The following is a 21,577-nucleotide window of genomic DNA, read 5'->3' on the forward strand; positions in this document are numbered from 1 at the left end:
AAAGTGAAGGTGTTCACTACTCTTTATGGCACTTTGGAGGACGTTGGCGGAGCGTAAATCAACCTCTCGCCTTACCAAAAGGTCTTTTCTGCTAGTGACATCATCTTTTTTCAACAACATGAAAAAGAATCCCCCTAAGGGAATTCTTTTTTGACCATTTGGACCTTCATCGTATCGGATTTTCGAAATTCCAATTCGTATAAATGGCAGCGGCCTGAACTGGGTGTGCGGAGGTATCTTCTGTATAGCCGCCGATTAAATTACCTACTCTAAATGTAGGCTCAAAAAACTGTTCTTCCTTAGGTGGCGCTGTCGGCCCATCTATTCCTATTTTGGTTTTGTCTGTAATGACTACTTCCATGCCATTATCCAACGTAAAGCTCAGCCCATCTTCTCCGACATCTGTAATGGTCCCTTCGATATTTACTAGCGCACTGGCTGCAGGAGCTGAGTGATCCGCAACAATTCTCTCCGTTAAATCTATCGGTGTATCATGATTTATATTGACCATAGCAAGGACAGCAATCACTGCACAGGCTACTAAGCTTCCTACACTTATTTTTACTTTTTTCATAAAGGCCCTCTTTTCTTTTTTCTCATATTCCATCATTTCTTTCTGCATCTTACGTTTAAATTCATCAGAAGCATGAATCTGCTTCATCACATTCTTATAAGCATTCATCACACTTTGCTCCCCTCTTCTAGAATCGTCTTCAGCTTCATGCGTGCCCTTCTCAGCTTTGAGCCTACTGTGTTGACGTTGATCTCCAATAAATGAGCAATTTCTGCCGTTGTGTAACCCTCGTAATAATGTAAATAAACAATGACTCTCTCTTCTGGAGGAAGCTCAAAAATTTCAGTGAGAACCATCTGCTCCTCTTTTGCAATAAAGGTCATTTCTTCTGTTATTGGTACCGTCTTCTTGACACGTGAGGACTTAAAATAATCCTTACACTTGTTAAATGTCACTTTAATGAGCCAAGCCTTTAAATGTGCTTCATGAGAAAAAGGCTTTTTCTGCCTCATAAGTGTCAGATAAACCTCCTGCACAATATCCTCCGCCTCAGCCATATTTTTGGTCTGTTGTACAGCAATTCGTATAAGGGTGTCACTATATGTTTGAACAATTTCTTGCACACATAAGCCAGCAAACTTTATCATATTTTTCACCTAACCTCCTTCACGACATAATACGATTCAACTTCAATTATTCGTGCAACAGATACTTTTCAACTTACATTTTAATAAAAAAGAAGAGACCATTCATTAGACATCCCAAATGAAATTCCCCTTCTTATCCGCTATTAGGTTACTGAAAAATAGGCATGCAAAAACCCACAAACCATAGAAGATTTGCGGGTTCTCTCTCATCATTGCCAAGCCTGATTGTCACACTGCCATTGCTTAAAAAATTCATCCTCAGCCAAAATAGCTTCATAAACAGGGTTAAAAAATTGTTTCAGAATCCCTGTTGACTCGAACGTAGGATTTAGCTCGATTGTAAAATGATAACGATCAAATAAGTCCACAATATACGCCTGTAATTTTCGTCCTTCAATAGGTTGCGTTTGTAGCAATTGTTGTACTTCACCTATTGTTTTTTCAATCTTTTCTAATGCTGGATACTGGTATATTTCGATAAATTTTTGTGCGATCACGAATTCCGTTGGATATGTATAAAGCACCGCTGCCTTACTGTCTAGCAAGCTCGGAAAAATAATAGTCTTCGGTGTTATTCGCATGTTTTCGTTAAAGGTAACCCTTACTTCTATGTATGATGTCATTTGGCCCAATGTAGCTGGAATAGTTAAATGAATACTGTCATTCGTTACAGTAGATTCGATTTGCTGTGCGTCCCATTCAATGCCATCCTCTGGTACTGCCATCGAGCAAATTTCTTTAAAGGCCTGTTTGACAATTTCATGTTGATGAACACTCGCTTGAGCTGTCAGTGTGACTTCTTTGGAGGGCTTCACCAATCCATTTGTTAATGCAAATAATAGTAGCTCTCCATCTAGATAAAATTGTTCGTCATAGGATGATGCTGATAGACGATAAAGTAGTCTTTCTTGGCAATAGCGTGCTACTAGCTGATCCATATTGTCTTGCCGTGATGTAGCTATTTCTGTTAATTGTGTTACTACATTCGTAGATAGTGTGTCGATATTTTCCATAGACATCCCTCACCTTTTTGATTTTTCTGATATCTTTATTGAGAATTTAGATTTTTACTAAAATTCATGCTTTTATTATCACTTATTTATGGATGAGAGTAAACGGTAATGTATACCAAAAAAGCCTGTCATAGTTAGACATGACAGACTCTAAAAATTAGACAAGGGGCAGCCTCGCTGTTGCGAAACTACCCCTTTAGCATTTATAGGTAACATTCTCGTAAATTGTAAAAGTCTCAACCCAATCGTCTGGGGAATATTATCTTGAAACCAGATTCGTTTCATCACCGCGGTAAAATTCCACTGTGTGCCTTCTAACTTAAGCAACGCAAACCCTACCATCTTTTGCGTCCTTGCAGCCCCAAAGCATGCGCCAGTGTGAATAAGTATCTACAAAAACAAAAAGCAGAATGCCAGATTACGGAAATATGCTACCTAAAATAGCACGTTTCCTATTATAGCATCCTATTTTATAAAAGTAAAGGTCAATATGTGATTACTACGGAATGCAAGCCAACACACCATTGATTAGAAGGCTTGTGCAGATCAGGGTTCGCATATCTAATTTTACATATTATCCTAACAATCTTTTATTACCCTATACTAAAAAGAGGCTTGTCTCAAGAACAAGCCTTTATACGTCTAACACACCATAATGAAATTTTGCTGTTACTCGTTCATGCTGCTGAAAGCCATAGGTCGCAAACCACTCTGATCGAAAATGTGCCTTTAACACCACACGCTTTTTCGCTACACGCTTGGCTTCATGAACCCATTCATCCGTTAATGTCACATGCTCCCCTGCTAGCCGTAGTGCCTGAAAATTATTGGCCTCTTCAATAACCTCCTCAAACATCGGGTCCATATAGACCACATCAAACACATTGTCTGGTAAGGTTTTTAAATAGTGAACAGCCTCAGACTGAACAACCTCAATGTGCCGCATACAGGCAGTTAACGGTAGCTCGGCTATATCATAGGTTTGCATCCCCTGTCTAACAATAAATGCCACATTCGGATTCGCTTCCAGTCCCACAACACGACCTGCTTCACCCACTGTATAAGCCGCTAACATAGCATCCGCCGCTAAACCTAACGTACAATCCAGCACCGAATCCCCCAGTTGAAGCTGTGCCGCTTCCAAAAAAGGCTCTGCCTCGCCACGGGCAACACGCTTTAATCGAAACGCCGCAGAATTGGGATGAAAGAAAAATGGCTCCTGTGCCCCATAGGCATAATACTCGTAGCGATTCTTCCCAGCGACCATCACATGTGCCTGTAAGTCCTGTGAAATCTTGCGAACAGAGCGCTTTTTCCGTGGCTCAAATGCAGCACCTAATTCTTGACACGCAAAAGCAGCGAGCGCCATCGATATATCGTCTGGTCTGCCCGCTGTCGTCACAATCGTTTTTAGTTCTCGCATGTTTGCTCTAGCACGCCAGTTAAATGAGAGACAATTTGCTCCACAGGGAATCCCTCAATTTGTTCACGTGGGATAAAGTAAGCCAATTCCCCATCCTTTAAAATCGCCATAGATGGTGAGCTAGGTGGCACATCCTCAAAATAACCACGCATCGCCGCAGTCGCCTCTGGGTCCTGCCCCGCAAACACCGTCACAAGATGATCTGGCTTCACCGCTGCAATCGCCTCACGCGCTGCTGGACGAGCAAGCCCTGCCGCACAACCACAAACCGAATTAATCACCACTAACGAAGTCCCCTTCGTCTCCGCCATAAATTCATTCACCGCATCAGCCGTTGTCAGCTCTGTAAACCCAGCCCCCACAAGCTCCTCACGCATCGGCTTCACAACCTGCTTCATATATTCATCATAAGCGTTCATGCTTTTACCCTCTTTCATATGTATTCGCAAAGCTTATTATAGCAAGGTTTTGTGTGAATGTACAAAGACATGCTTTTTGCTTGATTTCGTAGGTTTTCAGGAGGAATGTGACTTTTTCGTGATTTTGGTGACTTTTTTGTGTAACGGATAGTGGTTTTATTTGGGGTCGTTACACATCTGAAAATGGAATAGATACAATCATAGTTACTTATTTCATGGAACTAAAAAAAGCCCAGAATCAAGCTTTAACAATGGTGAAACAGATTCTTTTTAATTAAGACCTTTGAGAATAATAGACTTATAAATTTTTCTAAATATTTACTATGCATCGTTTTGGCAATATTATTTATTCAATAAGAGTGAGTATATGACTTTTTTCTTACTTTAAGTAACAGATGCTTTAGTTGGTTAACTAGAAAGTTTTCATAGGGTGTTCTTTTATATTTAAAAGGTGTAATAACTCTAATTGAGTAGAATAACACTTAAATAATCCATAATATTAAAACCTTTTAATCTATTATACGTATTAACTGGTAATATATTTAAAAGGAGGTGATATCATTGCTGGTAATGCAGGTAATCATCGCGATGGTGCAGTTACAGATCGCAGTCAATTCAAAGGACCTAATTGTAACTACATCAAACGAGATACAAATATAGGGAGTTTCATGAACCAAAAAACTTCTGGCGGGAAGTTTAAAGGTGTACGTATGGAAAAAAAATTGCCCTAACCCATTGAAAACATCTACATTTAGCTATTCTATATTCTAAGCCTTCTAGCTTTTCCATGTTTTTACGAATCTCCTTTTCAATCATTTGATAATGTTCTAATTTGTCTTCAAGGGATGCAATACGACCGTTCAAACGATCTGTACGTTGTAAAGTAATATCTAATCCATACTTTCCTGCACCTATTGAGGCAAATGGCAAATGTCCATTCTTGCCTATCCAATATTCTTTATCTACTTCTAACATTTCAATCTTTGCTTTTACGATATCGATAATGCGTAAAAAATCCGCATAGTTCTTAAATGATCTCCATTCCTCTTTTTGCCCCTTTTAGTTCACTTCAATGTATATTATGTTGAACACATTACATAGTTTTAATACCATTTATCACAATGCTCCACGATAGACCTTTATTATAAAAATTTTTTTCTTCTTCTGTAGAAATTCTGTGCATCTAACTTCCTCATCTCTTTTTTGTCTTATAATACATTTTTCTTACCTAAGAATAGAATGTTCCAGCCTTTAGTTAAATACTAAATATTATCATAAACACCATCTACGATGAGTTGTTAAAACTTCACTCTTTAGTTGTTTTAGGTATTCCATTGAATAAGAAATAAAGATAAGGTGTCAAACATACAAAGAATAATAATAAAATAATATTATTTGTTTCATTCATAAGTAATGTTGTGGTTAGAGTTTCTGACTTTTGACTTTTCTCAAAAGATTCTTTTACCACTTCTGTTTCTTTTTCTTGCATAGACATTAACATCATATTTGTCATTATTGGTATAAAACCAGCAAATACAGTCCATCCAGCAAAATATTTTTCGTGTCTATCATTTATTTCTATTATTTTTTTCCCTCTAATCTCTATTTTATATAAATATTCAATTGATAATTTAAATACGTTATATATAATAAAGAACAATATAGATATAATAATTACAATAAAAAATGCTAAATTTTTATTATTTTCTTCTATAAAAATATCAATATCAAAATAATCAAAAAGTTTCGATATTCTTTCGAGTATCCACGTTCCTAATAAAACAGAAATAATTGATAACAGCGCTATAAAAGAGAAGGTCCCATAAAAAGACATTGTTTTATCAACTAACTTTTCAAATTTCTCAGATATTATCATTCTATATATAAGTAATAAAAAAGGACTATTAATAAAAACAACAACCTTTTATTACCTTCAATTTTCATAAATATCATAGTGCATAAATAAAAAATAATATAAAAATAACCTATGTATATTACATTTAAAATTTTATTGTTTTTTATCATACTCTTCAATATCACACTCCATTTTGATAATAGTTTCTAACCAACCTATATACTTAGATATCTTCCTATATCTCCCATTCACTAAAATTACAATTACAATACATACAAAAATAAAAAACAATCCAAATAATGGCATTATTAAATTAGTTGATAAAATAATTATTTCTGCAAAATTATCATATACACTTGTAAGAGTAGTAGTGGAACTCCCACTACTAATCTCCTCCATTACTACCCCTAAATGGACATTATAGAAATTAAAGATAATAACTAACAAAGTTCCAAAAGTAGCCACAAATGCTGTTGCCATCGCAATTAAAACATTAGTTATATTTTGTACCAAAATATTAAAAATAGAATTCTCACTTTTAAGAGCATTTTTTAGAAATATAATTTCATCATTACTATGAAATTTCTTAAATGTTTTTAAAAATTCCACATGTTCTTCTACTGTATTCCTTTTTAGAAATTGCTTTTCAATTGCCCTAATATAGCCAACTGAACTATTTTTTGTTCTCTTTAATATATTGATACTTCTATCGTTCAAATTAGTTTTCCCCCAATATTAAAAATAGTAATATATTCTATTTAATACTATTATATCAATATTTATTAGTTAGTTGATTTATAAAGGGAAGAAAATTAAGTCTAAAACTCCTCCCCCTCATCAAATTCAACTCGCTTTACCTTCCCTTGATAAGTAAAAATTTTAGTCTTCGTATGCGCTGGAAGCTCAGAGAATTTTGCAATACCATCTGACAAGACAATGATACAGTTTTCAGGTAGTTCCATAATGTCAACTTGTAACATACCCTCACTTGAAATTTCTAGTTGTTTTAAACGCATAAATGCTTCCCCCTTATGCTGTTCTTACACCTACTTCAATGGCACTTAACGTTTGTCTTGTTATTTCAAGACCTCGTGCCACTTCTGTGTTTTATCTCCTCGAAGTTTAATTAATTTCTCTCTCACGCTTCACCTCTCCTTAAAAGTAACATTTAGTTACCTAATAACCTCAATACAAAGCAACCATATGTTGCTTATAATACTTTTAGCAACTATGAGTTGCACACAGCAACTCATTGTTACGATATAATAAAAATTGTTTAATATTTACTAAACTAAGGGGGATTACAATGCTCTCAATTCGTTTAAAAGCCTTAAGAACACAGCAACGTAAGACCCAACAGGAAATGGCTGATTTACTTGGGATTACAAGACAAGGTTATGCAAAATATGAAAATAATTTAGGTGAACCTGATAACTCAACACTAGCTAAATTAGCTGATTATTTTGAAGTAAGTACTGACTACCTTCTTGGACGTACAGACAATCCAGCAAATACACAGCAAGAAAAAGACGAAGCTGCTTTTCATGCCTTCGCCAATGATCCAGAATTAAATGTATTTTACAGGGAGCTTCCTGAATCAGATGAAGAAGCAGTGCGCAAGCTTCGCAACATTTGGGAAATCATAAAGAACGAGAAAAAATAGGACATGCTGTAATGGCATGTCCTTAAAGACAACCCTAATATGTAAAATTAAAACATAAAAGGTATATATCATATTTTTTTATTCTCTTAATAGTAATATTTACACATTACTTTTTTCATAAAATTATAAAATACTGGAGGAAATAAGATGGGTACTTCAAAAAGCAATATCTCTGATAAAGTAAAAAAGCTTTTAAAAGATAAACCTTTTCAAGAATTGAAGAATTTGGCACCAGAAGTTTCTAAAAAAGTTTTAACAAAAAAAGAACTAAATAATCATTTAGGCGAAGAAAAGAGCATAATACAATCCTTTGAAATTGTATCAAGAAATTTTAAAGGAATTTCTACTGGTGGATTTAAAGGCAAATCTAAAAAAGAAGTAATCGACAATCCTTTAACACTTGAAGAATTTCTTAGTATGATACTTGATCAATTAGATGATTTAGGTATAATTACAAATTCACTTCTTGAAAAAGCGTATAAAATAGCAATGACTACATGTCTTCAAGATGAAGAATTCGATATTTATATATTTGCTCAACTTCTATTTTATCATCTCATTCAAGAAATACTGAAAAAGGATTTATATGATACATTAAAAAATGTTTATGATGATGTGCCATATGATAAAATAAACGAGCTTATTTTAAATCTAACTAATCAAATAATGAACACATCTATTTATAGCTTGGTTGATGAATTTGTTAATAAAAAAATTCCTATTACTAATATAATTAATGCCATTGTTTCAGAAACACAGAATGCAAGCTTTGGGGAGTTCTAAATATGGTTTCAATAAAGATTTTAAATAGCCTACACGCTTCTTTATTAACTGGCTTTCCTTATGATTACGCTGATGTAAAACAACTACCTATAATTGATTTAGTAACTACAATGGGAGCTATATACTATAAAGATGTTATTTCTACTTCAAGAAAAAAATTAAATATTGTTATTCCAGTTTTTGAGCCTTTAAAATGGAACTCTATTTCAAAAGAAATTAATCAATTAGCCAACTGGGTTTCTGGAGAACAATTTAATATTAGTTTTATACAAAATAAAAACTTAGAATTTAATAACTCATTAGAAAACTTTAGCTTACCTTTACCAAACAACCATTCAGTAACATTATTTTCTGGTGGATTAGATTCTTTAACAGGAGCATTTAGAAATTATAAAGATAGTATAAAAAGTGATTATTTGGGATTCCTGAATAAAAGTGAAGAAGCAACATATCAAAAAAATTTACAAAAATTTTATTTAGAAACTTTTTCGACAGAAGTTATGCTTATCCCAAAACCTGTTCCAAAAAAGAATCATTTAGTTCAGTCTACCCGTTCGTTGCTTTATCTTGCATTAGCAATTGCTAAAGCATACTATAATGAGTCAAATGATGTATATTTATATGAAAATGGGGTACTTTCATTAAATCCTGAGATAAATAATAGATTTACAACAAAAACAACTCACCCAAAAACTATATATCTTTATAAGGATATATTGAGGAAGATAGATATTAATATTGTAATAAATCATCCATTTATATTTTCTACTAAAGGTGAAAAAATAAATGCTATGAATGAAGAATTTAAAAAACAAATTTCAAGTACATTTACTTGTGGGTCAGGCAGATTAAAAAGGCAAGATGTAGTACATACTGGTCAATGTGGTGTATGTATTCCCTGCCTATTAAGAAAAATATCCATTGCTGCGTTTGAAAATGAAAAATATGATACTACATATTTTTTTAATTATGGAATTAAATTTGATGACATAGAACAATCAAGCTATAAATTTGAATATGAAAGTAACATTAATTATTTTGAGAATTACTATAACCTAATAAGAAATGAAAAATTATATATTGAAACTCGCCTTAGTGAAAGGTATTATGAAGAGAATGATTATATAGAAAAAAATAACATAATGTTTATAAAATTCGCTAATGAATTCGAAAGGTACATGGAGAAATATGACCCTAATTGATACACATGTCCATATTGATTTTTATCCTGATCCAATGAAAGTTGCTCTAGAATATGAATCGCTAAAGATTTACGCAATGTTTGTGACAAACTTGCCTGAAATATTCAAGAAACATTCATCATCATTTAAAAATTTTAAATATGTACGACTTTGTATCGGTTATCATCCTCAGGTTTCAAGTGAATATAAATTTAATAAGGATTTATTTTGTGATTATGTACAAACAACAAGGTATATCGGGGAAGTCGGTTTAGATTTCCAAGACTCAGATGAAGTAAACAAACAAGCACAAATTAATGCATTTGAATATATTACATCTGAAAACTTCAACAAAGGCCGAGTATACTCTATTCACAGTAAAGGTACAGAAGATATTATTATAAGTATTTTGAAGAAAAATAATGTTAAGCATGCAATATTCCATTGGTATAGTGGTAAATTAACAACCCTAGATGAGATTGCAAACCAAGGTTATTATTTTTCTGTCAATCCTAAAATGCTTTACAGTAAAAACGGTCAAAAAATTTTGAGCAGGATTCCTAAACACTTGATTCTATTTGAAACAGACGGCCCATTTGCACGTTTGAATAGAAAAATTTTATATCCTAAAGATTTAAAAAGAATATACTTAGAATTCGAAAAAAATATTCCCGACTTTGAAAATACTGTATTTAAAAATTTCAGACGACTTCTGATTGAAAAAGATATATACTAACCTCACTTCCAAAAGGTGGGGTTTTATTGTACACTTATAACGAACATTTGTTCTACAATATTATTTTGGGATGTTTGAATGAGTTATACAACACATACAGAAGATTTTATTCAGGAGTTTTATACAAGAATGGGCATTTTGAAACCACAGCATCTTGAATTTCAAGAAATATCCAAACAACTTGGTGTTCATTTATTTTACTGGCAAGATATGAGCCAAGCCCTCTTTTTGAAAGATCAGGCATACATATTTATAAATGAAAAACAGACAAATCAGCTAAAATGGCAAGATTTTTGCCATGAGCTAGCACACGTACTTTTACATAGTGGGCATCAAGGGCGTATGTCCCCCCTATTCCGTGAGTACCAAGAGAACAAGGCAAACAACTTTATGTATCATGCTTGTGTTCCCTCTTTCATGCTGGATGAGATAGAGCCGTGTAATCTTAATGTTGAATATGTGCAGCAGCAATTTAATGTGGAATATGATTTTGCCTTCAAGCGATTAGAACAATATTTCAATAGAAAGCACTTATGCTGAATTGGAATAGGAACTTAACTGTCTCTGTTCTATATTTGAAAACAGAATGATATAAGCATTCAAAACTAATGAAATGAAGGTGAATGATTTGAGCTTAGGTGAGTTATTAAAGGGACTACGTGGTAATGAGGGTTTACGTGATGCTGCAAAGCGTATGGACATTACGTATTCTTACTTAGCTATGCTTGAAAGAGGAAAAGATCGTCGTACTGGTAATCCTATCAAACCAACACCAGAAACCCTACAACAAATCGCTAACGCCTATAAATATGATTATTATAAGTTAATAGAAGTGGCAGGTTTCTCGGATGATCCTATTTATAATCCAGCATTAAAAGAACCTTTTGCTCATAATCCCACATTACAGCAATGGTATAAAATTCTCCCTCATTATAATGAGAAAGAAGTTGAGAAACTAAAAGTAATCTGGGATGTAATTCATGAAGGTGGTGACAACTAGTGCATTTCGTACAAATAAATAAGACAACATGGCGTTGTACTGGTGAGGGCCCCCGTAACCCTTCCACTGGTAAACGTCGACAAATTACACGTCGTGGTAAAAGTAAAGGTGAAGCTCGTAACAGAGTAGAAAAAGCTATTGCTGAGCTAAAGAAAGCATATGCCTTTGATGAAAAGATTACGTTTGATGAGTTTAGCAAAGATTGGTTGAAGCTCTATAGGACGAGGGGCAATAAGGAAACAACAAATGAACATCGTGCCTACTGTATTTCCCTACTCAATCGTTACTTAGCGAAAAAGAAAATGACTGCGATTTCAACTATTGAAATACAAGGTGTCCTCAATCACCTATTTGAAAACGGTACTGCATTTAATACACTACGTGGCACTCACAATGCAGCCAAAATGATTTTTGCCTATGCAAAGGAAACTGGATTGATTGAAATAAACCCTGTAGAAGCTACTTTTGTACCGAAGAAGAAAATGACGTTAGAAGAAGTTACTACAGAGGAAACAGAGAAGCTTTATTTAGAAACAGATGAATTGAAGGAATTTTTAAGTTACGTGGACAAGCATCGTAATATTATGTATCGCACTTTGATTTACACAATCGCCTTCACAGGTATGCGCCCAGGAGAAGCTGTTGCTTTAAAATATGAGGATGTCGATTTAGTGAAGAAGGTTGTTCACATCAACAAAACAGTGTATGCGAAAAAAGGTATACGTGGTGACTTTGAGCTTACCCCCCCAAAAACATTTGGTAGCATCTGCTCCGTGGATATCGATGATATTGTAGTAGAAAAATTGAAGCAGCTCTATCAATGGCGTGAGGAACGTGAATGGATCAAATCCGATTTTGTATTCGGTGACAAGGAGGGCATCCCCCCCTACCGTCAAGATGCTCAACCAAACCGTCCGGCGACTGGGTGTTCTTACTGATATACAAAAACAATTCCGCACCTATATCCTCCACCATACACATATAAGTCTATTGGCAGAGGATGGTGTAGATTTGAATTTTATTATGAATCGTGTTGGTCATAAAAACTCTGAAACTACTACGAAGATTTATTTACATGTTACGTCTAGAATGCGTGCAGCCGCTACCGAGAAAATGCATGCTAAGTTTACTGAGTTGTTAGATGAATAAGTTGTGAAAAAGAGAGATATTAAGCAAGTCGCTTAGTTTCTCTCTTAATTAAAAATTTATTAATTTTCTAAACAGCATTTTTTATATTTTTTCCCACTACCACAATAACAAAGGTCATTTCTATTTATCTTAACTTCATTTTCTGCGATATATTCTATAAAACTATAGCAATCTAATACACATTTATAACAAATATAAAATATCAAATCATTATTATAGCTTATTGCGTTCTTCCCAAACAAACTACCAGGTCTCAAGTTATGTGCAAAACTATTTCTAAATAAAGATAATTCTTTAAATTCATCTTTACTCAGTAAAAACCGCGCTTTGTTCACGATTTTACCGGAAAAATCTAAATCTGAGAATCCTTCGAAATATGCTATTTTTTCGTATCTAGGATATGATTTAGTAATATATTTAGTAACTTTGTCAAAACATGCATGTATTCTTTGCAAAATAGAATAAATTAAATAACTCTGATCAATGGTCGTAATATAATCACTTTCCATACACCATTTTCTATAAAATTCTCCCGTTTCAATATTATAATATTCAATTAGACATTTCTGACATTCTTCTAATCTAAAAAAGACATCAAATAAATACTTAATATTACTCGAATTGTATCTACCAAAATTTCTTAATAATTTAAACAATTTATTTTTCTTAATTTCTAATTCCATTAAATCAATTTTTTCTTCAGAATCAGGTACAAAAGTTGGTAGTTGTGAAAAATGATTAAGCATTACTATATTAATCGACTTGCTTTTTGAAATATTTTTATTAGTAAAATCTATTATTTCATCTAACAAAATGTAACATGCTTCAATGCAATCTATATAATTATTAATTTTTGGAATATACATATCAATGTCCACATCATTGGAATCTCTATCAAAATCAATGTTACTCTTCTTTTTCTGTTTTACCTGCTCATTGACATAATTAATATTATATGAATAATCATGAGAATTTAATTCTCTCATTTTTATTATTTCATTATAGCTATTAACCCCCATTAACCCTTCCATTTTTACTTTAATTGCTGAACTTTTATATCTTTCATCTTTTCTTAAATGGTTTTTAATTCTACTTGTTGTATTATATTTCAAAGTATTCGAAAAAGGATAATCAAATTGCAAACCCAAAAAAACCCATATTCGTTCTATTGCATACCATATATTATCAGCAGCATTATGAAAATAAAATCTACCTGATAAAAATAAATTATCTTGTTTCCTTTTGTTAAAGTCCATCGCAATATCTGCAAGTTTTATATCTTGAACAGCTCGATTAATAAAGTGATGAATTTCTTCAATTAAAGTAATAAAATATCCAAATGATGTAGGTTCATCCGGAATCTCCATTATATTTTCAGACTCTAAATATTTAATAAATAGTTCATCTAATTTAATCTCGATATTATCCTTTTTTATATAATAGGTATTTATTTTTGAACCAAGTTTTTGTGGAATTACTTTGTATATGTAATCATAATTTTTAAAAGGAATCATATCTAGCTCATTAATTGAAAAATTATCCTCAATTTCTTTTCTGCTAAAAAAACCCTTAAAATCATTATTAACTAAAATTTCAGAAATATCTATTGGAAGATCACAATTACTACATTCCACCATTAAATCATTCATAACTCTAATACTGTAATCTTTACAACTAGGACAGAAAAATTTCTTATAATAATTTTCTAAACTCAAACTTCTAACCATACTTCCTCCTTGTTTTACCATAAATGTATTTCTTATAAATATATCAAGGTATTTAATATATTAAAACATAAAAATTATAGAGGGGTATACGAGGTTAGCTTTAGAAAAATGTACTTTTTTTAACCTTCTGGGAGAAATTTAGAATAAATGTTTAGTTTTTGTGACTTTTATCAAAATCCACCCTCATTTATCCTCTACAAACCTTGATATACCAAGGAAGCTAAAAAGCATGAACGCTTATATTCATCATAAGCGTTCATGCTTTTACCCTCTTTCATATGTATTCGCAAAGCTTATTATAGCAAGGTTTTGTGTGAAAGTACAAAGACATGCTTTTTGCCTGATTTCGTGGGTTTTCGGGAGGAATGTGACTTTTTCGTGATTTTGGTGACTTTTTTGTGTAACGGATAGTGGTTTTATTTGGGGTTGTTACACACCTGAAAATGGAACTAAATCCGCTGTTCAGGATTCAACCTTTGACTTCACACTCTTTTAGAATGGCTGGGACAACTGCTAAAACACTATCAATCATAAATGTACGTTTGACTCGCCTTGTAGGAATTGCCAGTAATTTTGATAGGCCTCTTTGACACGTTGCCATCCTTAGCTAAGTACATCATATTTAAAAATTGGTTACGCTGCATTGCTTTAATCAGTTGTTCTTTCATCATTCCACACCGCTCAATAAGAACATTTGTATGTATTATTTCAGAATATTAGTTTGTGGAAATAATTACATATAGGAAATAGAGCAATACATTGTTAAGATTTTATAGGTCCAACATTCTATGGGGAAATTTCCAGAATTGAAATTGAGGTGAGTTAAATGACGTTTGCATCGTTTGGATTATTATGTATACCCATTTTTTATCTTTATCAAATTATCTTTTACTTCTTTTTCAGAAAAAAAGAACCTAAAGAATCCACCTTAAAGTATTACAAATTTACCTGCGTGACCAATTTCTTGATTTTTTGTGCCACTAGTCCATTAGGGCTTTTTATCGGTGTTATGGCAACTGATAGCGGAGAATTCCCTATGGTTTCATTCATTTTAGGATTTTTATTCATCACTGGTTTACCATTACTTTTCTTCATTTGGTCACTAAGAGATTTTCTGATTTTACATAAAAAGTAAGATAGGCAGTAAATAAAAACATAAAAAAGCCCATTACCAATTAAGGTAACGGGCATCTACTGTTAAGCGCTACGTTGTGCAATGATAATCTTCAAACCTTCAAAATCACCATCCGTCAATGTATCAGCATCAAATTTATCTAGATGTGATTTATCAATAAACTTATTGTCCACTGCTCGTTTAAGATAATCACGAACTGCCGCTTTGAGTGTTTCATTTGTAAAGCGCATTGTATCATCATCCTTCCCTATCGATTTAGCTGTATTGTCCTCCACAATTAATTGCACTTGGTATTTACTATGCTTGTCCTAATACAGTACTTTGTCATCGTAGCAAGCCTAAAATATCTCTAGAATAGCTTTAATTTGTATATTGTGATATTGATGTCTGCTGTTTAATTAACGAGCACCAGTAGTAATCTGATAAATGGCACGCATTTTTGTCTTTTTTATTGGGAAAGTAGACATCCACTCCGTTTAAGCTCTCTGAATGAAGAAGCTTTAATCAAAAAATTCATTAATTTCATTCTCATTTAATAAATAGATTCCTGTGTCCGTTTGAATAACAAATTGTTTTTTGTATTTCAAAAACTCAAATGGCTTTGAATTCAGGGCAATATAGGGTTCAATTTTCCCGCTACTAGGATTAAAAATTACAATTCGTTTATTTTCCATATCACAAATAGAAAGCTTCCCATTCACATAAGAAATATATTCTGGGTAATCTAAACCTTCTAGCGCAGTATCACAATAAATTACCTGAAGTTCATTCCTTATATCTTCTGTTTTTCGTGCAAGTTCTTCATCGGTCGTATAATGATAGATTTTTTCTATTTCAAAACTCGGAAATCTATACTTTACAACAGAATTCAAAGTCGGGGATACAGCCCAGACTCCTTGGCCATCTGAACAAATTTGATACAGTGTATCATAATAATCAGAGGTTTCCAGCACAATATATTGCACAAGCTCATCATGCTCATTAAAATGCAGTAGGATATTATGAGGCCAGAGAAGACAAATTGTTTCATTTCGTATAGTACAAGTCATAAGATTAGTAACGTCTGAAAAGATATTATTTGGTATGATACTAAAATCATAGTTATTTTCCCAATTTTCACCAAACGTATGATTATAGTAATCACTTAAACTAATTAACTTTCTTTTTCCCGCTTCATTTACCCAACACTTTGCTATACTTTCAATATATGAAAAATTCGATTCTTCCAATTGACGAGATATACTACCCCATCTGTTATCAAATTTACTATTCGCATACAATTCTCTTGAAATTTCCTTTAGATTTTCACCATTATATTGATAATAGTAAGTTTTATCCTCTTTTTCAGAAAAACTTGCGAAAGATAATGTATTTTCATTTTGTGTAAGTGAATGACCATTCAAATGCAATTTTTTCATGAAATTTTTCATCCTCGTTATTTTATATGATAATCCAATTTGCCTCTGGTTCAGGGGCCTTTAAATCATATCCATTTCTCCATAAATAGTAATTCATCTTTTTTAAAGCCTTGTTTCTCATAGGATTCTTGAACTTCTTCATTATTTCTTTCTATTAACAAGTTAATCTTTTCACATCCAATTTTTTTAAAACGCATTTCTAATTCTTTGATGATCTGCTGCCCAATTTTCATTCCTTGGTATTCAGGGTCTACAGCTAAATGGTTTATCCAACCTCTTCTTCCATCAATAGTACAGCTCAGGGTATTGCTAAAAAAATCCTCCACAGACATGCATTATAAAAGGACACGTCCATCGACGCATCCTTTAGCTTTTAAAATTAGTTCTATTGGAAATTAAAAATCCATGTCATCGACCCAGTTTTATTGTTAATATCTGTGTAATCAAATGTTATCTGCGCTTCCCCAATACCAACTTTCTGCACATTTAAAGAAACATGTCCCGAAGGATTTGGACCTGTAATTGTTGCAGTGGAAATATTTTCATCGTTGCTTCTCGGATTGCTGAAAATGACAGTAGAATTATTTTCCCCTATAATGGCAACGGTCAGATTTACATTTGTTGAGGAGGAATAAGGCCCGCCAAATGTCCCGCCATCAACATAAGGTGCTAACGTATTTACTCTTGGTGTATCTGGAATTGTCACCGTTACGGGAGAGGACTTGTAAGCCACTACTTTAGTAGTATTATCCACTATTTTATAGGTTACTGTTACATCACCAGCTGTCACACCTCTTATAGCTCCAGTACTTGGATGATTTGTTGCGGAACCTGTACCATTCGTTACAGTCCAACTGATGGATTGACCAACTGCTGGAGGCGTAAAATTAGTTGCTGCTGTGCCCCAGCCAATAACTGAATAGGGTGCTGGCACTGTGGGTATTGCTGCTACTGCTGCTTGTGGATGAACCGTCACAGTTGTCGTACCTTTTTCAATCACTACGCCATTAGCATCCATTCCTACATACGTAATAACTGAGCTACCTGCACTTATAGCTGTTATTTGACCAGTTGTAGCATTTACCGTCCCTACACTTGTTGCTTCAGATATAAAGCTTTTGTTTGTTGCTGTCACAGATAAGCCTGCTCCCACTGAAGCTGTTATCACCTCGTCTATCTGCAATACTTGCGAATATGTTGGACTTTTTGCTGTTGCCTCTCCATATACAGTGAGACTCACAGAATTCATTTTATCATTACTACTTGTATACGAAATGATTGTTATTCCTGGTGAGTGAGCAGTAATTTCGCCTGTACTAGAATTAATTGTTGCAACGCTGGTATTGTTTGATGACCACGTTATGGTGCCTGACTCAGTTGTTTCTGCTGTTCTGCTAGTATTTTCTCCCATTTGTAGAACAGATGATGGAGTACCTACGCCTGTAATTGTTGCACCTATGCTATGGGACACTGTGAAAGTAACTGAAGCTGTTTTTAATCCATCTACCGTTGTTGCCGTTATGGTCACTGTCCCTATACCAGTTGCTATCACTTTCCCCTGCCCGTTAACAGTTGCAACGTTCTGATCTGAGGAAGTCCATCTCACAAGTTTGTTTGTCGCATTTGCGGGTGCAACGTTTACTGTTAGTGTTTTTATTTCACCAATCTGAAGATTTCCTATCCCCTCATTCAATGTAATCCCTGTTACAGGAATTACACTTGGTGTTGGTGCTGGATCTGGATTTGAGGTTGGGGTTGGGTTTGGATCTGGTTTTGACTCCGGTTTTGGTTCTGGTTTTGGTTCTGGTTTCGGTTCTGGTTTCGGTTCTGGTTTCGGTTCTGGTTTTGGTTCTGGTTTTGGCTCTGGTTTCTGTTCTGGTGTTAATTGATCAATTTGCTTTAAAAATCGAGAAGCTACAAGGGCTACTTGTTGTCTTTCAGCTATTCCTTGAGGATTGAAACGATTTAATGTATCCCCAGTCATTAAGTTTGATGCTACTGCAAAACCTACCGCGTCTCTTGCCCAAGCAGAAATTTTATGTTGGTCAGCAAAAGTAAGTTGTTCTCCAAGGCCTGTAGAATCACCACCTAATGCTCTAGCAAATAAAGTAGCCATTTCTTCACGTGTTAAGCCTGCGCCAACCCCGAACTTCCCATCACCTATCCCATTTATTAATCCAGCTTTAACTGCTGCTTCGATTGCAGGATAAGAATAATGAGTTGTTGGAATATCGGTAAATGTTGGCGTACTTGGAGAGTTTGTTATATTCAAATTCAGTGCTTTAGCTATTATTATAGCAAAATCTTGTCTTGTTATTGCTGATGTTGGTCTAAATTCACCTTCTGGATAACCATTTATAATGCCTTTTTCAACTAACTCGTTGATAGCATTTTTTGCATAGGAAGTCTCAACATCAGAAAAATCAACTGCAGCAAAGGTGACTGTATTTATTGAAAGAAATGAAACGACAAAGCTTAATAAGAATACTATGCTAATAATAATATTTTTCAAAATAACACTCCTTAGTTTAGTTTGGAATAAGCATCTTTCATCTTCACTTATTAATTTTATAGCCTATTTAATGTCGTTTCTATTAACAAATGTTAATAGTACTGTTAATTGTTTAATTATTAACAGCATGGAATTTTTCTTTGCTAGTGCAGAGACTTCTTACTTTACTTAAAACTCTATTTTACATCACCCATTACTTGTTAAAATGTATCCCTCCTATCTACAAACTCCTCTCGTTTTAACGGGTCTTCCACAATAAATATTCTTTACCTATTACTTTTTTTCCTTCAGTAATTCAATCTATCCATTCAAAATATATTAATTGCAGAATCAACAGTAATCCTCAGTGATAGATATGAAAATTTATATCCAACTGATAAATTGTTTTCGCACTGGCTCCGTGTCTGGGTTGAACGAATAACTGCTATTAATCATAGATAGAAAAAATCTATATATTCATTCCAAACACAAAAATAATGAATAAAAATATTTCCACAATTTTTGTCCTTTCACTTTCAAGATTTATTTCTTGTTTTTAATGATTACCTATACTCAAAATCTAACAATCAATAAAGTTAATCACTGTTCTTCCCCTCACCAAGGGATTTTTTATTTGCTGAGAAAACGGTGTGATCAGCTTATAAATAGATTAATAGCAACCAGTATTACGCATTTTTCTATTCTCCCTAACGTTCCAAGTTGTTAGACGTTCTTTTTCAAAGCTCATTTCTTGTCTAACTTCTACAGATTCCGTTTACCATCTCTTATAAATACACAACGAAGTTAACTGCGCTTGTAAATAAATTACTAAAAAAGTAAATATACTAAATCTTTTCAAGTCCTGTACGATAACAAGTATGGAACTAAAAATGTGAATAGGAAGGTGACAACTTATCATGATTACGACGAAATTTTCTAATATGCAATATTTAATGTCACGTAGGTCCTCGTCTAAGTATTACGGGTTGACGCGACAAATGAGCAAGGAAGTTAAAGCTACATCAAAAGAGGATCAAGAAAAAATAAATAATGTAAATAAAATACTTGAAGAAAGTAAAACCTCTAAACTATCTACCAAGCAAATTGAAACGTTAAAAAGCGCTGTAAAGCAAGGGTTATTAGGATCGAATTCGAATCATTTAAGCCCATTAGGTATGTATAACTATAAAAAATCAATCGCAAGTTCGAATTCAAACTTAAATTCAACTTTAAGAGCTTATCGAAATTCTATCTAGTATTAAAACACCCTTTAACGTATTAGAGGGTGTTTTAATATGGTGAAATAATAATATTCAGTTCATTAATATCATCATTAGTCACTATTCGTCTAACATACTGCCTAGCATTCCTGCGAATAATTGATTGCAAAGCATATTTCCTTTCAACCTCATCTCCTGTTTTTTGATAATCAATGACTTTTGAATATCCACCTTTGTGAAATGCATCGCAGCCTCATCATAATCAAACCAAGAAATTTATAAAAAGAATCTGCTAGTGCACTGGGGCATAATCCTATGACCACTTATATCACCTTTCCCCAGGAAATATTGATGCCATTTCGATGTTTCACGATAATGAATTCCGTTTCATTATCAGCACTCATTTGTATTTTATAATAACTTCCTGATTATAATCGTCTGGTGACATGTAATCGATTACGGAGTTGATTACTAACTCATTTGGTTCTTTCCATTTTAATTGATAGGCACCCTCTGAAAATGGTTGATAGCCATCATCTGTACGTGTATCGGCTGAATGCTTCATAAATATTTTTGTAGAGGACATTTGATACATATCACCGTGACCTATTTCCTTGACGACAAAATGCACTTGATTATACAGCTAGCAATCCGGTCATGCATGTAAAAGCGAAAATGAAATAAATCCCAGATAGGCAGGTGGAAAACATGAATAAACATTTTAAGAAATGATGAGATAGTCCACCTGGTGGGAATCCAATCTGTAGGTAAATGCCATTCATACTAAGAATAAGCATTAAAAGTATAATGGATGCACTCACAATAAAGCATACAAACCAAAGCTGAACATCACGTATGCGCTTAAATTCTTTCATTAAAATCCCCTGGCATTTGAAACTTCCACAACATAAAAAAGGTCACTTTCCTATTAGTGACCCTTTCAACGATTATTTAAAATTCTGTGGTTTTACTACTTTAAATGAAGCAACTTCGCCACAGTTTTTACAAAAAGTCATTAGGAGTGGTGACCCTACTGCCATAATTGCGCCAATAGGTCTTATATTGCCTTGGCTTGTAGTACCACCCACCTGTCCAGTCGTAAATTTATCTCGACCACAAGCCTTGCAAACCAATTTTTCATTCTCCATCTTATCACCTCGTTATGTAATTTATGGTAATTATAACATAAAAACACTTAGTATG

General features: G+C 33.6%; 24 protein-coding genes and 1 pseudogene. 9 read left to right on the forward strand and 16 right to left on the reverse strand.

The window, feature by feature from the left end; genetic code table 11:
• Window positions 1–166: 166 nt before the first annotated feature.
• From ACEVFT_RS22650 to ACEVFT_RS22690, 9 genes are all read right to left on the reverse strand, one after another.
• Window positions 167–682 carry a hypothetical protein gene (locus ACEVFT_RS22650; RefSeq protein ID WP_342534600.1) on the reverse strand — a complete coding sequence of 172 codons (516 nt, stop codon included), beginning with the start codon at window positions 680–682 and terminating at the stop codon, window positions 167–169.
• Complete coding sequence (locus ACEVFT_RS22655; protein WP_393951471.1) at window positions 682–1,161, reverse strand: RNA polymerase sigma factor; 480 nt, start codon at window positions 1,159–1,161, stop codon at window positions 682–684. The genes ACEVFT_RS22650 and ACEVFT_RS22655 overlap by 1 nt, the downstream gene beginning before the upstream one ends.
• A gap of 209 nt (window positions 1,162–1,370) precedes the next feature.
• Entirely contained in the window at window positions 1,371–2,174 is an 804-nt protein-coding gene (locus ACEVFT_RS22660; RefSeq protein ID WP_393951377.1) for a nucleotidyl transferase AbiEii/AbiGii toxin family protein, read from the reverse strand.
• Between the two features lie 634 nt (window positions 2,175–2,808).
• Window positions 2,809–3,597 (reverse strand): class I SAM-dependent methyltransferase, encoded by a 789-nt coding sequence (locus ACEVFT_RS22665; protein WP_393951378.1) that lies wholly within the window; start codon window positions 3,595–3,597, stop codon window positions 2,809–2,811.
• The gene (locus tag ACEVFT_RS22670) at window positions 3,585–4,016 is read right to left on the reverse strand and encodes a BrxA/BrxB family bacilliredoxin (RefSeq protein WP_205443200.1); all 432 of its coding nucleotides are present in this window, start codon (window positions 4,014–4,016) and stop codon (window positions 3,585–3,587) included. Before ACEVFT_RS22670 ends, ACEVFT_RS22665 begins: the two co-directional genes overlap by 13 nt.
• A gap of 696 nt (window positions 4,017–4,712) precedes the next feature.
• A complete protein-coding gene (locus ACEVFT_RS22675; RefSeq protein WP_393951379.1) occupies window positions 4,713–4,991 on the reverse strand; it encodes a hypothetical protein in 279 nt (92 codons plus the stop codon).
• Window positions 4,992–5,322: 331 nt separating this feature from the next.
• On the reverse strand, window positions 5,323–5,892 hold the full coding sequence (locus tag ACEVFT_RS22680) for a hypothetical protein (RefSeq protein ID WP_393951380.1): 570 nt from the start codon (window positions 5,890–5,892) through the stop codon (window positions 5,323–5,325).
• Between the two features lie 132 nt (window positions 5,893–6,024).
• Complete coding sequence (locus tag ACEVFT_RS22685; protein WP_393951381.1) at window positions 6,025–6,588, reverse strand: hypothetical protein; 564 nt, start codon at window positions 6,586–6,588, stop codon at window positions 6,025–6,027.
• Window positions 6,589–6,689: 101 nt separating this feature from the next.
• Window positions 6,690–6,887 carry an XtrA/YqaO family protein gene (locus tag ACEVFT_RS22690; RefSeq protein WP_393951382.1) on the reverse strand — a complete coding sequence of 66 codons (198 nt, stop codon included), beginning with the start codon at window positions 6,885–6,887 and terminating at the stop codon, window positions 6,690–6,692.
• A gap of 290 nt (window positions 6,888–7,177) precedes the next feature.
• Here ACEVFT_RS22690 and ACEVFT_RS22695 point away from each other — a divergent pair, with 290 nt between their 5' ends.
• The 7 genes and pseudogenes from ACEVFT_RS22695 to ACEVFT_RS22725 all read left to right on the forward strand — a co-directional run bounded on the left by ACEVFT_RS22695 (window position 7,178) and on the right by ACEVFT_RS22725 (window position 12,383).
• Window positions 7,178–7,534, forward strand: a complete 357-nt coding sequence (locus ACEVFT_RS22695) for a helix-turn-helix domain-containing protein (RefSeq protein WP_393951383.1) — start codon at window positions 7,178–7,180, stop codon at window positions 7,532–7,534.
• 147 nt (window positions 7,535–7,681) lie between these two features.
• On the forward strand, window positions 7,682–8,317 hold the full coding sequence (locus ACEVFT_RS22700; protein ID WP_393951384.1) for a hypothetical protein: 636 nt from the start codon (window positions 7,682–7,684) through the stop codon (window positions 8,315–8,317).
• 2 nt (window positions 8,318–8,319) lie between these two features.
• Window positions 8,320–9,519: a hypothetical protein gene (locus ACEVFT_RS22705; protein WP_393951385.1), complete on the forward strand. Its 1,200-nt coding sequence runs from the start codon at window positions 8,320–8,322 to the stop codon at window positions 9,517–9,519.
• Entirely contained in the window at window positions 9,479–10,234 is a 756-nt protein-coding gene (locus tag ACEVFT_RS22710) for a TatD family hydrolase (protein ID WP_393951386.1), read from the forward strand. Before ACEVFT_RS22705 ends, ACEVFT_RS22710 begins: the two co-directional genes overlap by 41 nt.
• A 78-nt stretch (window positions 10,235–10,312) precedes the next feature.
• Window positions 10,313–10,774: an ImmA/IrrE family metallo-endopeptidase gene (locus ACEVFT_RS22715; protein ID WP_393951387.1), complete on the forward strand. Its 462-nt coding sequence runs from the start codon at window positions 10,313–10,315 to the stop codon at window positions 10,772–10,774.
• Between the two features lie 73 nt (window positions 10,775–10,847).
• Window positions 10,848–11,234, forward strand: coding sequence for a helix-turn-helix domain-containing protein (locus tag ACEVFT_RS22720; protein WP_393951388.1), 387 nt, complete (start codon window positions 10,848–10,850; stop codon window positions 11,232–11,234).
• Window positions 11,234–12,383 (forward strand): annotated as a pseudogene (locus ACEVFT_RS22725) (tyrosine-type recombinase/integrase). The gene ACEVFT_RS22720 and the pseudogene ACEVFT_RS22725 overlap by 1 nt, the downstream one beginning before the upstream one ends.
• Window positions 12,384–12,442: 59 nt before the next feature.
• Here the strand turns inward: ACEVFT_RS22725 and ACEVFT_RS22730 are convergent.
• Window positions 12,443–14,131 carry a YecA family protein gene (locus tag ACEVFT_RS22730; protein ID WP_393951389.1) on the reverse strand — a complete coding sequence of 563 codons (1,689 nt, stop codon included), beginning with the start codon at window positions 14,129–14,131 and terminating at the stop codon, window positions 12,443–12,445.
• An 805-nt stretch (window positions 14,132–14,936) separates the two neighbouring features.
• On the opposite strand from ACEVFT_RS22730, the gene ACEVFT_RS22735 reads away from it, so the two are divergent.
• Window positions 14,937–15,245 (forward strand): hypothetical protein, encoded by a 309-nt coding sequence (locus ACEVFT_RS22735; protein WP_393951390.1) that lies wholly within the window; start codon window positions 14,937–14,939, stop codon window positions 15,243–15,245.
• A gap of 62 nt (window positions 15,246–15,307) precedes the next feature.
• Here ACEVFT_RS22735 and ACEVFT_RS22740 read toward each other — a convergent pair whose 3' ends face one another.
• The 4 genes from ACEVFT_RS22740 to ACEVFT_RS22755 form a co-directional block, all read right to left on the reverse strand.
• Window positions 15,308–15,532, reverse strand: a complete 225-nt coding sequence (locus tag ACEVFT_RS22740) for a hypothetical protein (protein ID WP_393951391.1) — start codon at window positions 15,530–15,532, stop codon at window positions 15,308–15,310.
• A gap of 213 nt (window positions 15,533–15,745) precedes the next feature.
• Window positions 15,746–16,663: a hypothetical protein gene (locus ACEVFT_RS22745; protein WP_393951392.1), complete on the reverse strand. Its 918-nt coding sequence runs from the start codon at window positions 16,661–16,663 to the stop codon at window positions 15,746–15,748.
• A gap of 65 nt (window positions 16,664–16,728) precedes the next feature.
• Window positions 16,729–16,995: a GNAT family N-acetyltransferase gene (locus tag ACEVFT_RS22750; protein ID WP_393951393.1), complete on the reverse strand. Its 267-nt coding sequence runs from the start codon at window positions 16,993–16,995 to the stop codon at window positions 16,729–16,731.
• A 53-nt stretch (window positions 16,996–17,048) separates the two neighbouring features.
• The gene (locus ACEVFT_RS22755; protein ID WP_393951394.1) at window positions 17,049–19,175 is read right to left on the reverse strand and encodes an S-layer homology domain-containing protein; all 2,127 of its coding nucleotides are present in this window, start codon (window positions 19,173–19,175) and stop codon (window positions 17,049–17,051) included.
• A 977-nt stretch (window positions 19,176–20,152) separates the two neighbouring features.
• Between ACEVFT_RS22755 and ACEVFT_RS22760 the strand changes: the two genes are divergently transcribed.
• Window positions 20,153–20,410, forward strand: coding sequence for a hypothetical protein (locus ACEVFT_RS22760; RefSeq protein ID WP_243456152.1), 258 nt, complete (start codon window positions 20,153–20,155; stop codon window positions 20,408–20,410).
• A 364-nt stretch (window positions 20,411–20,774) separates the two neighbouring features.
• Here ACEVFT_RS22760 and ACEVFT_RS22765 read toward each other — a convergent pair whose 3' ends face one another.
• Window positions 20,775–21,005, reverse strand: a complete 231-nt coding sequence (locus ACEVFT_RS22765; protein WP_393951395.1) for a hypothetical protein — start codon at window positions 21,003–21,005, stop codon at window positions 20,775–20,777.
• A gap of 316 nt (window positions 21,006–21,321) precedes the next feature.
• Window positions 21,322–21,522 (reverse strand): hypothetical protein, encoded by a 201-nt coding sequence (locus ACEVFT_RS22770; RefSeq protein ID WP_205443193.1) that lies wholly within the window; start codon window positions 21,520–21,522, stop codon window positions 21,322–21,324.
• Window positions 21,523–21,577 lie beyond the last annotated feature (55 nt).

It is taken from the genome of Lysinibacillus sp. PWR01, from assembly GCF_043359455.1.
GTDB lineage: Bacteria > Bacillota > Bacilli > Bacillales_A > Planococcaceae > Lysinibacillus > Lysinibacillus fusiformis_F.

Bases quoted from the DNA above. Each gene is read 5' to 3' on its own strand.
- ACEVFT_RS22650 (WP_342534600.1), bottom strand. From the start codon at position 682: ATGAATGCTTATAAGAATGTGATGAAGCAGATTCATGCTTCTGATGAA.
- ACEVFT_RS22655 (WP_393951471.1), bottom strand. From the start codon at position 1,161: ATGATAAAGTTTGCTGGCTTATGTGTGCAAGAAATTGTTCAAACATAT.
- ACEVFT_RS22660 (WP_393951377.1), bottom strand. From the start codon at position 2,174: ATGGAAAATATCGACACACTATCTACGAATGTAGTAACACAATTAACA.
- ACEVFT_RS22665 (WP_393951378.1), bottom strand. From the start codon at position 3,597: ATGCGAGAACTAAAAACGATTGTGACGACAGCGGGCAGACCAGACGAT.
- ACEVFT_RS22670 (WP_205443200.1), bottom strand. From the start codon at position 4,016: ATGAACGCTTATGATGAATATATGAAGCAGGTTGTGAAGCCGATGCGT.
- ACEVFT_RS22675 (WP_393951379.1), bottom strand. From the start codon at position 4,991: ATGTTAGAAGTAGATAAAGAATATTGGATAGGCAAGAATGGACATTTG.
- ACEVFT_RS22680 (WP_393951380.1), bottom strand. From the start codon at position 5,892: ATGATAATATCTGAGAAATTTGAAAAGTTAGTTGATAAAACAATGTCT.
- ACEVFT_RS22690 (WP_393951382.1), bottom strand. From the start codon at position 6,887: ATGCGTTTAAAACAACTAGAAATTTCAAGTGAGGGTATGTTACAAGTT.
- ACEVFT_RS22695 (WP_393951383.1), top strand. From the start codon at position 7,178: ATGCTCTCAATTCGTTTAAAAGCCTTAAGAACACAGCAACGTAAGACC.
- ACEVFT_RS22700 (WP_393951384.1), top strand. From the start codon at position 7,682: ATGGGTACTTCAAAAAGCAATATCTCTGATAAAGTAAAAAAGCTTTTA.
- ACEVFT_RS22705 (WP_393951385.1), top strand. From the start codon at position 8,320: ATGGTTTCAATAAAGATTTTAAATAGCCTACACGCTTCTTTATTAACT.
- ACEVFT_RS22710 (WP_393951386.1), top strand. From the start codon at position 9,479: ATGAATTCGAAAGGTACATGGAGAAATATGACCCTAATTGATACACAT.
- ACEVFT_RS22715 (WP_393951387.1), top strand. From the start codon at position 10,313: ATGAGTTATACAACACATACAGAAGATTTTATTCAGGAGTTTTATACA.
- ACEVFT_RS22720 (WP_393951388.1), top strand. From the start codon at position 10,848: ATGAAGGTGAATGATTTGAGCTTAGGTGAGTTATTAAAGGGACTACGT.
- ACEVFT_RS22730 (WP_393951389.1), bottom strand. From the start codon at position 14,131: ATGGTAAAACAAGGAGGAAGTATGGTTAGAAGTTTGAGTTTAGAAAAT.
- ACEVFT_RS22735 (WP_393951390.1), top strand. From the start codon at position 14,937: ATGACGTTTGCATCGTTTGGATTATTATGTATACCCATTTTTTATCTT.
- ACEVFT_RS22745 (WP_393951392.1), bottom strand. From the start codon at position 16,663: ATGAAAAAATTGCATTTGAATGGTCATTCACTTACACAAAATGAAAAT.
- ACEVFT_RS22750 (WP_393951393.1), bottom strand. From the start codon at position 16,995: ATGTCTGTGGAGGATTTTTTTAGCAATACCCTGAGCTGTACTATTGAT.
- ACEVFT_RS22760 (WP_243456152.1), top strand. From the start codon at position 20,153: ATGAGCAAGGAAGTTAAAGCTACATCAAAAGAGGATCAAGAAAAAATA.
- ACEVFT_RS22770 (WP_205443193.1), bottom strand. From the start codon at position 21,522: ATGGAGAATGAAAAATTGGTTTGCAAGGCTTGTGGTCGAGATAAATTT.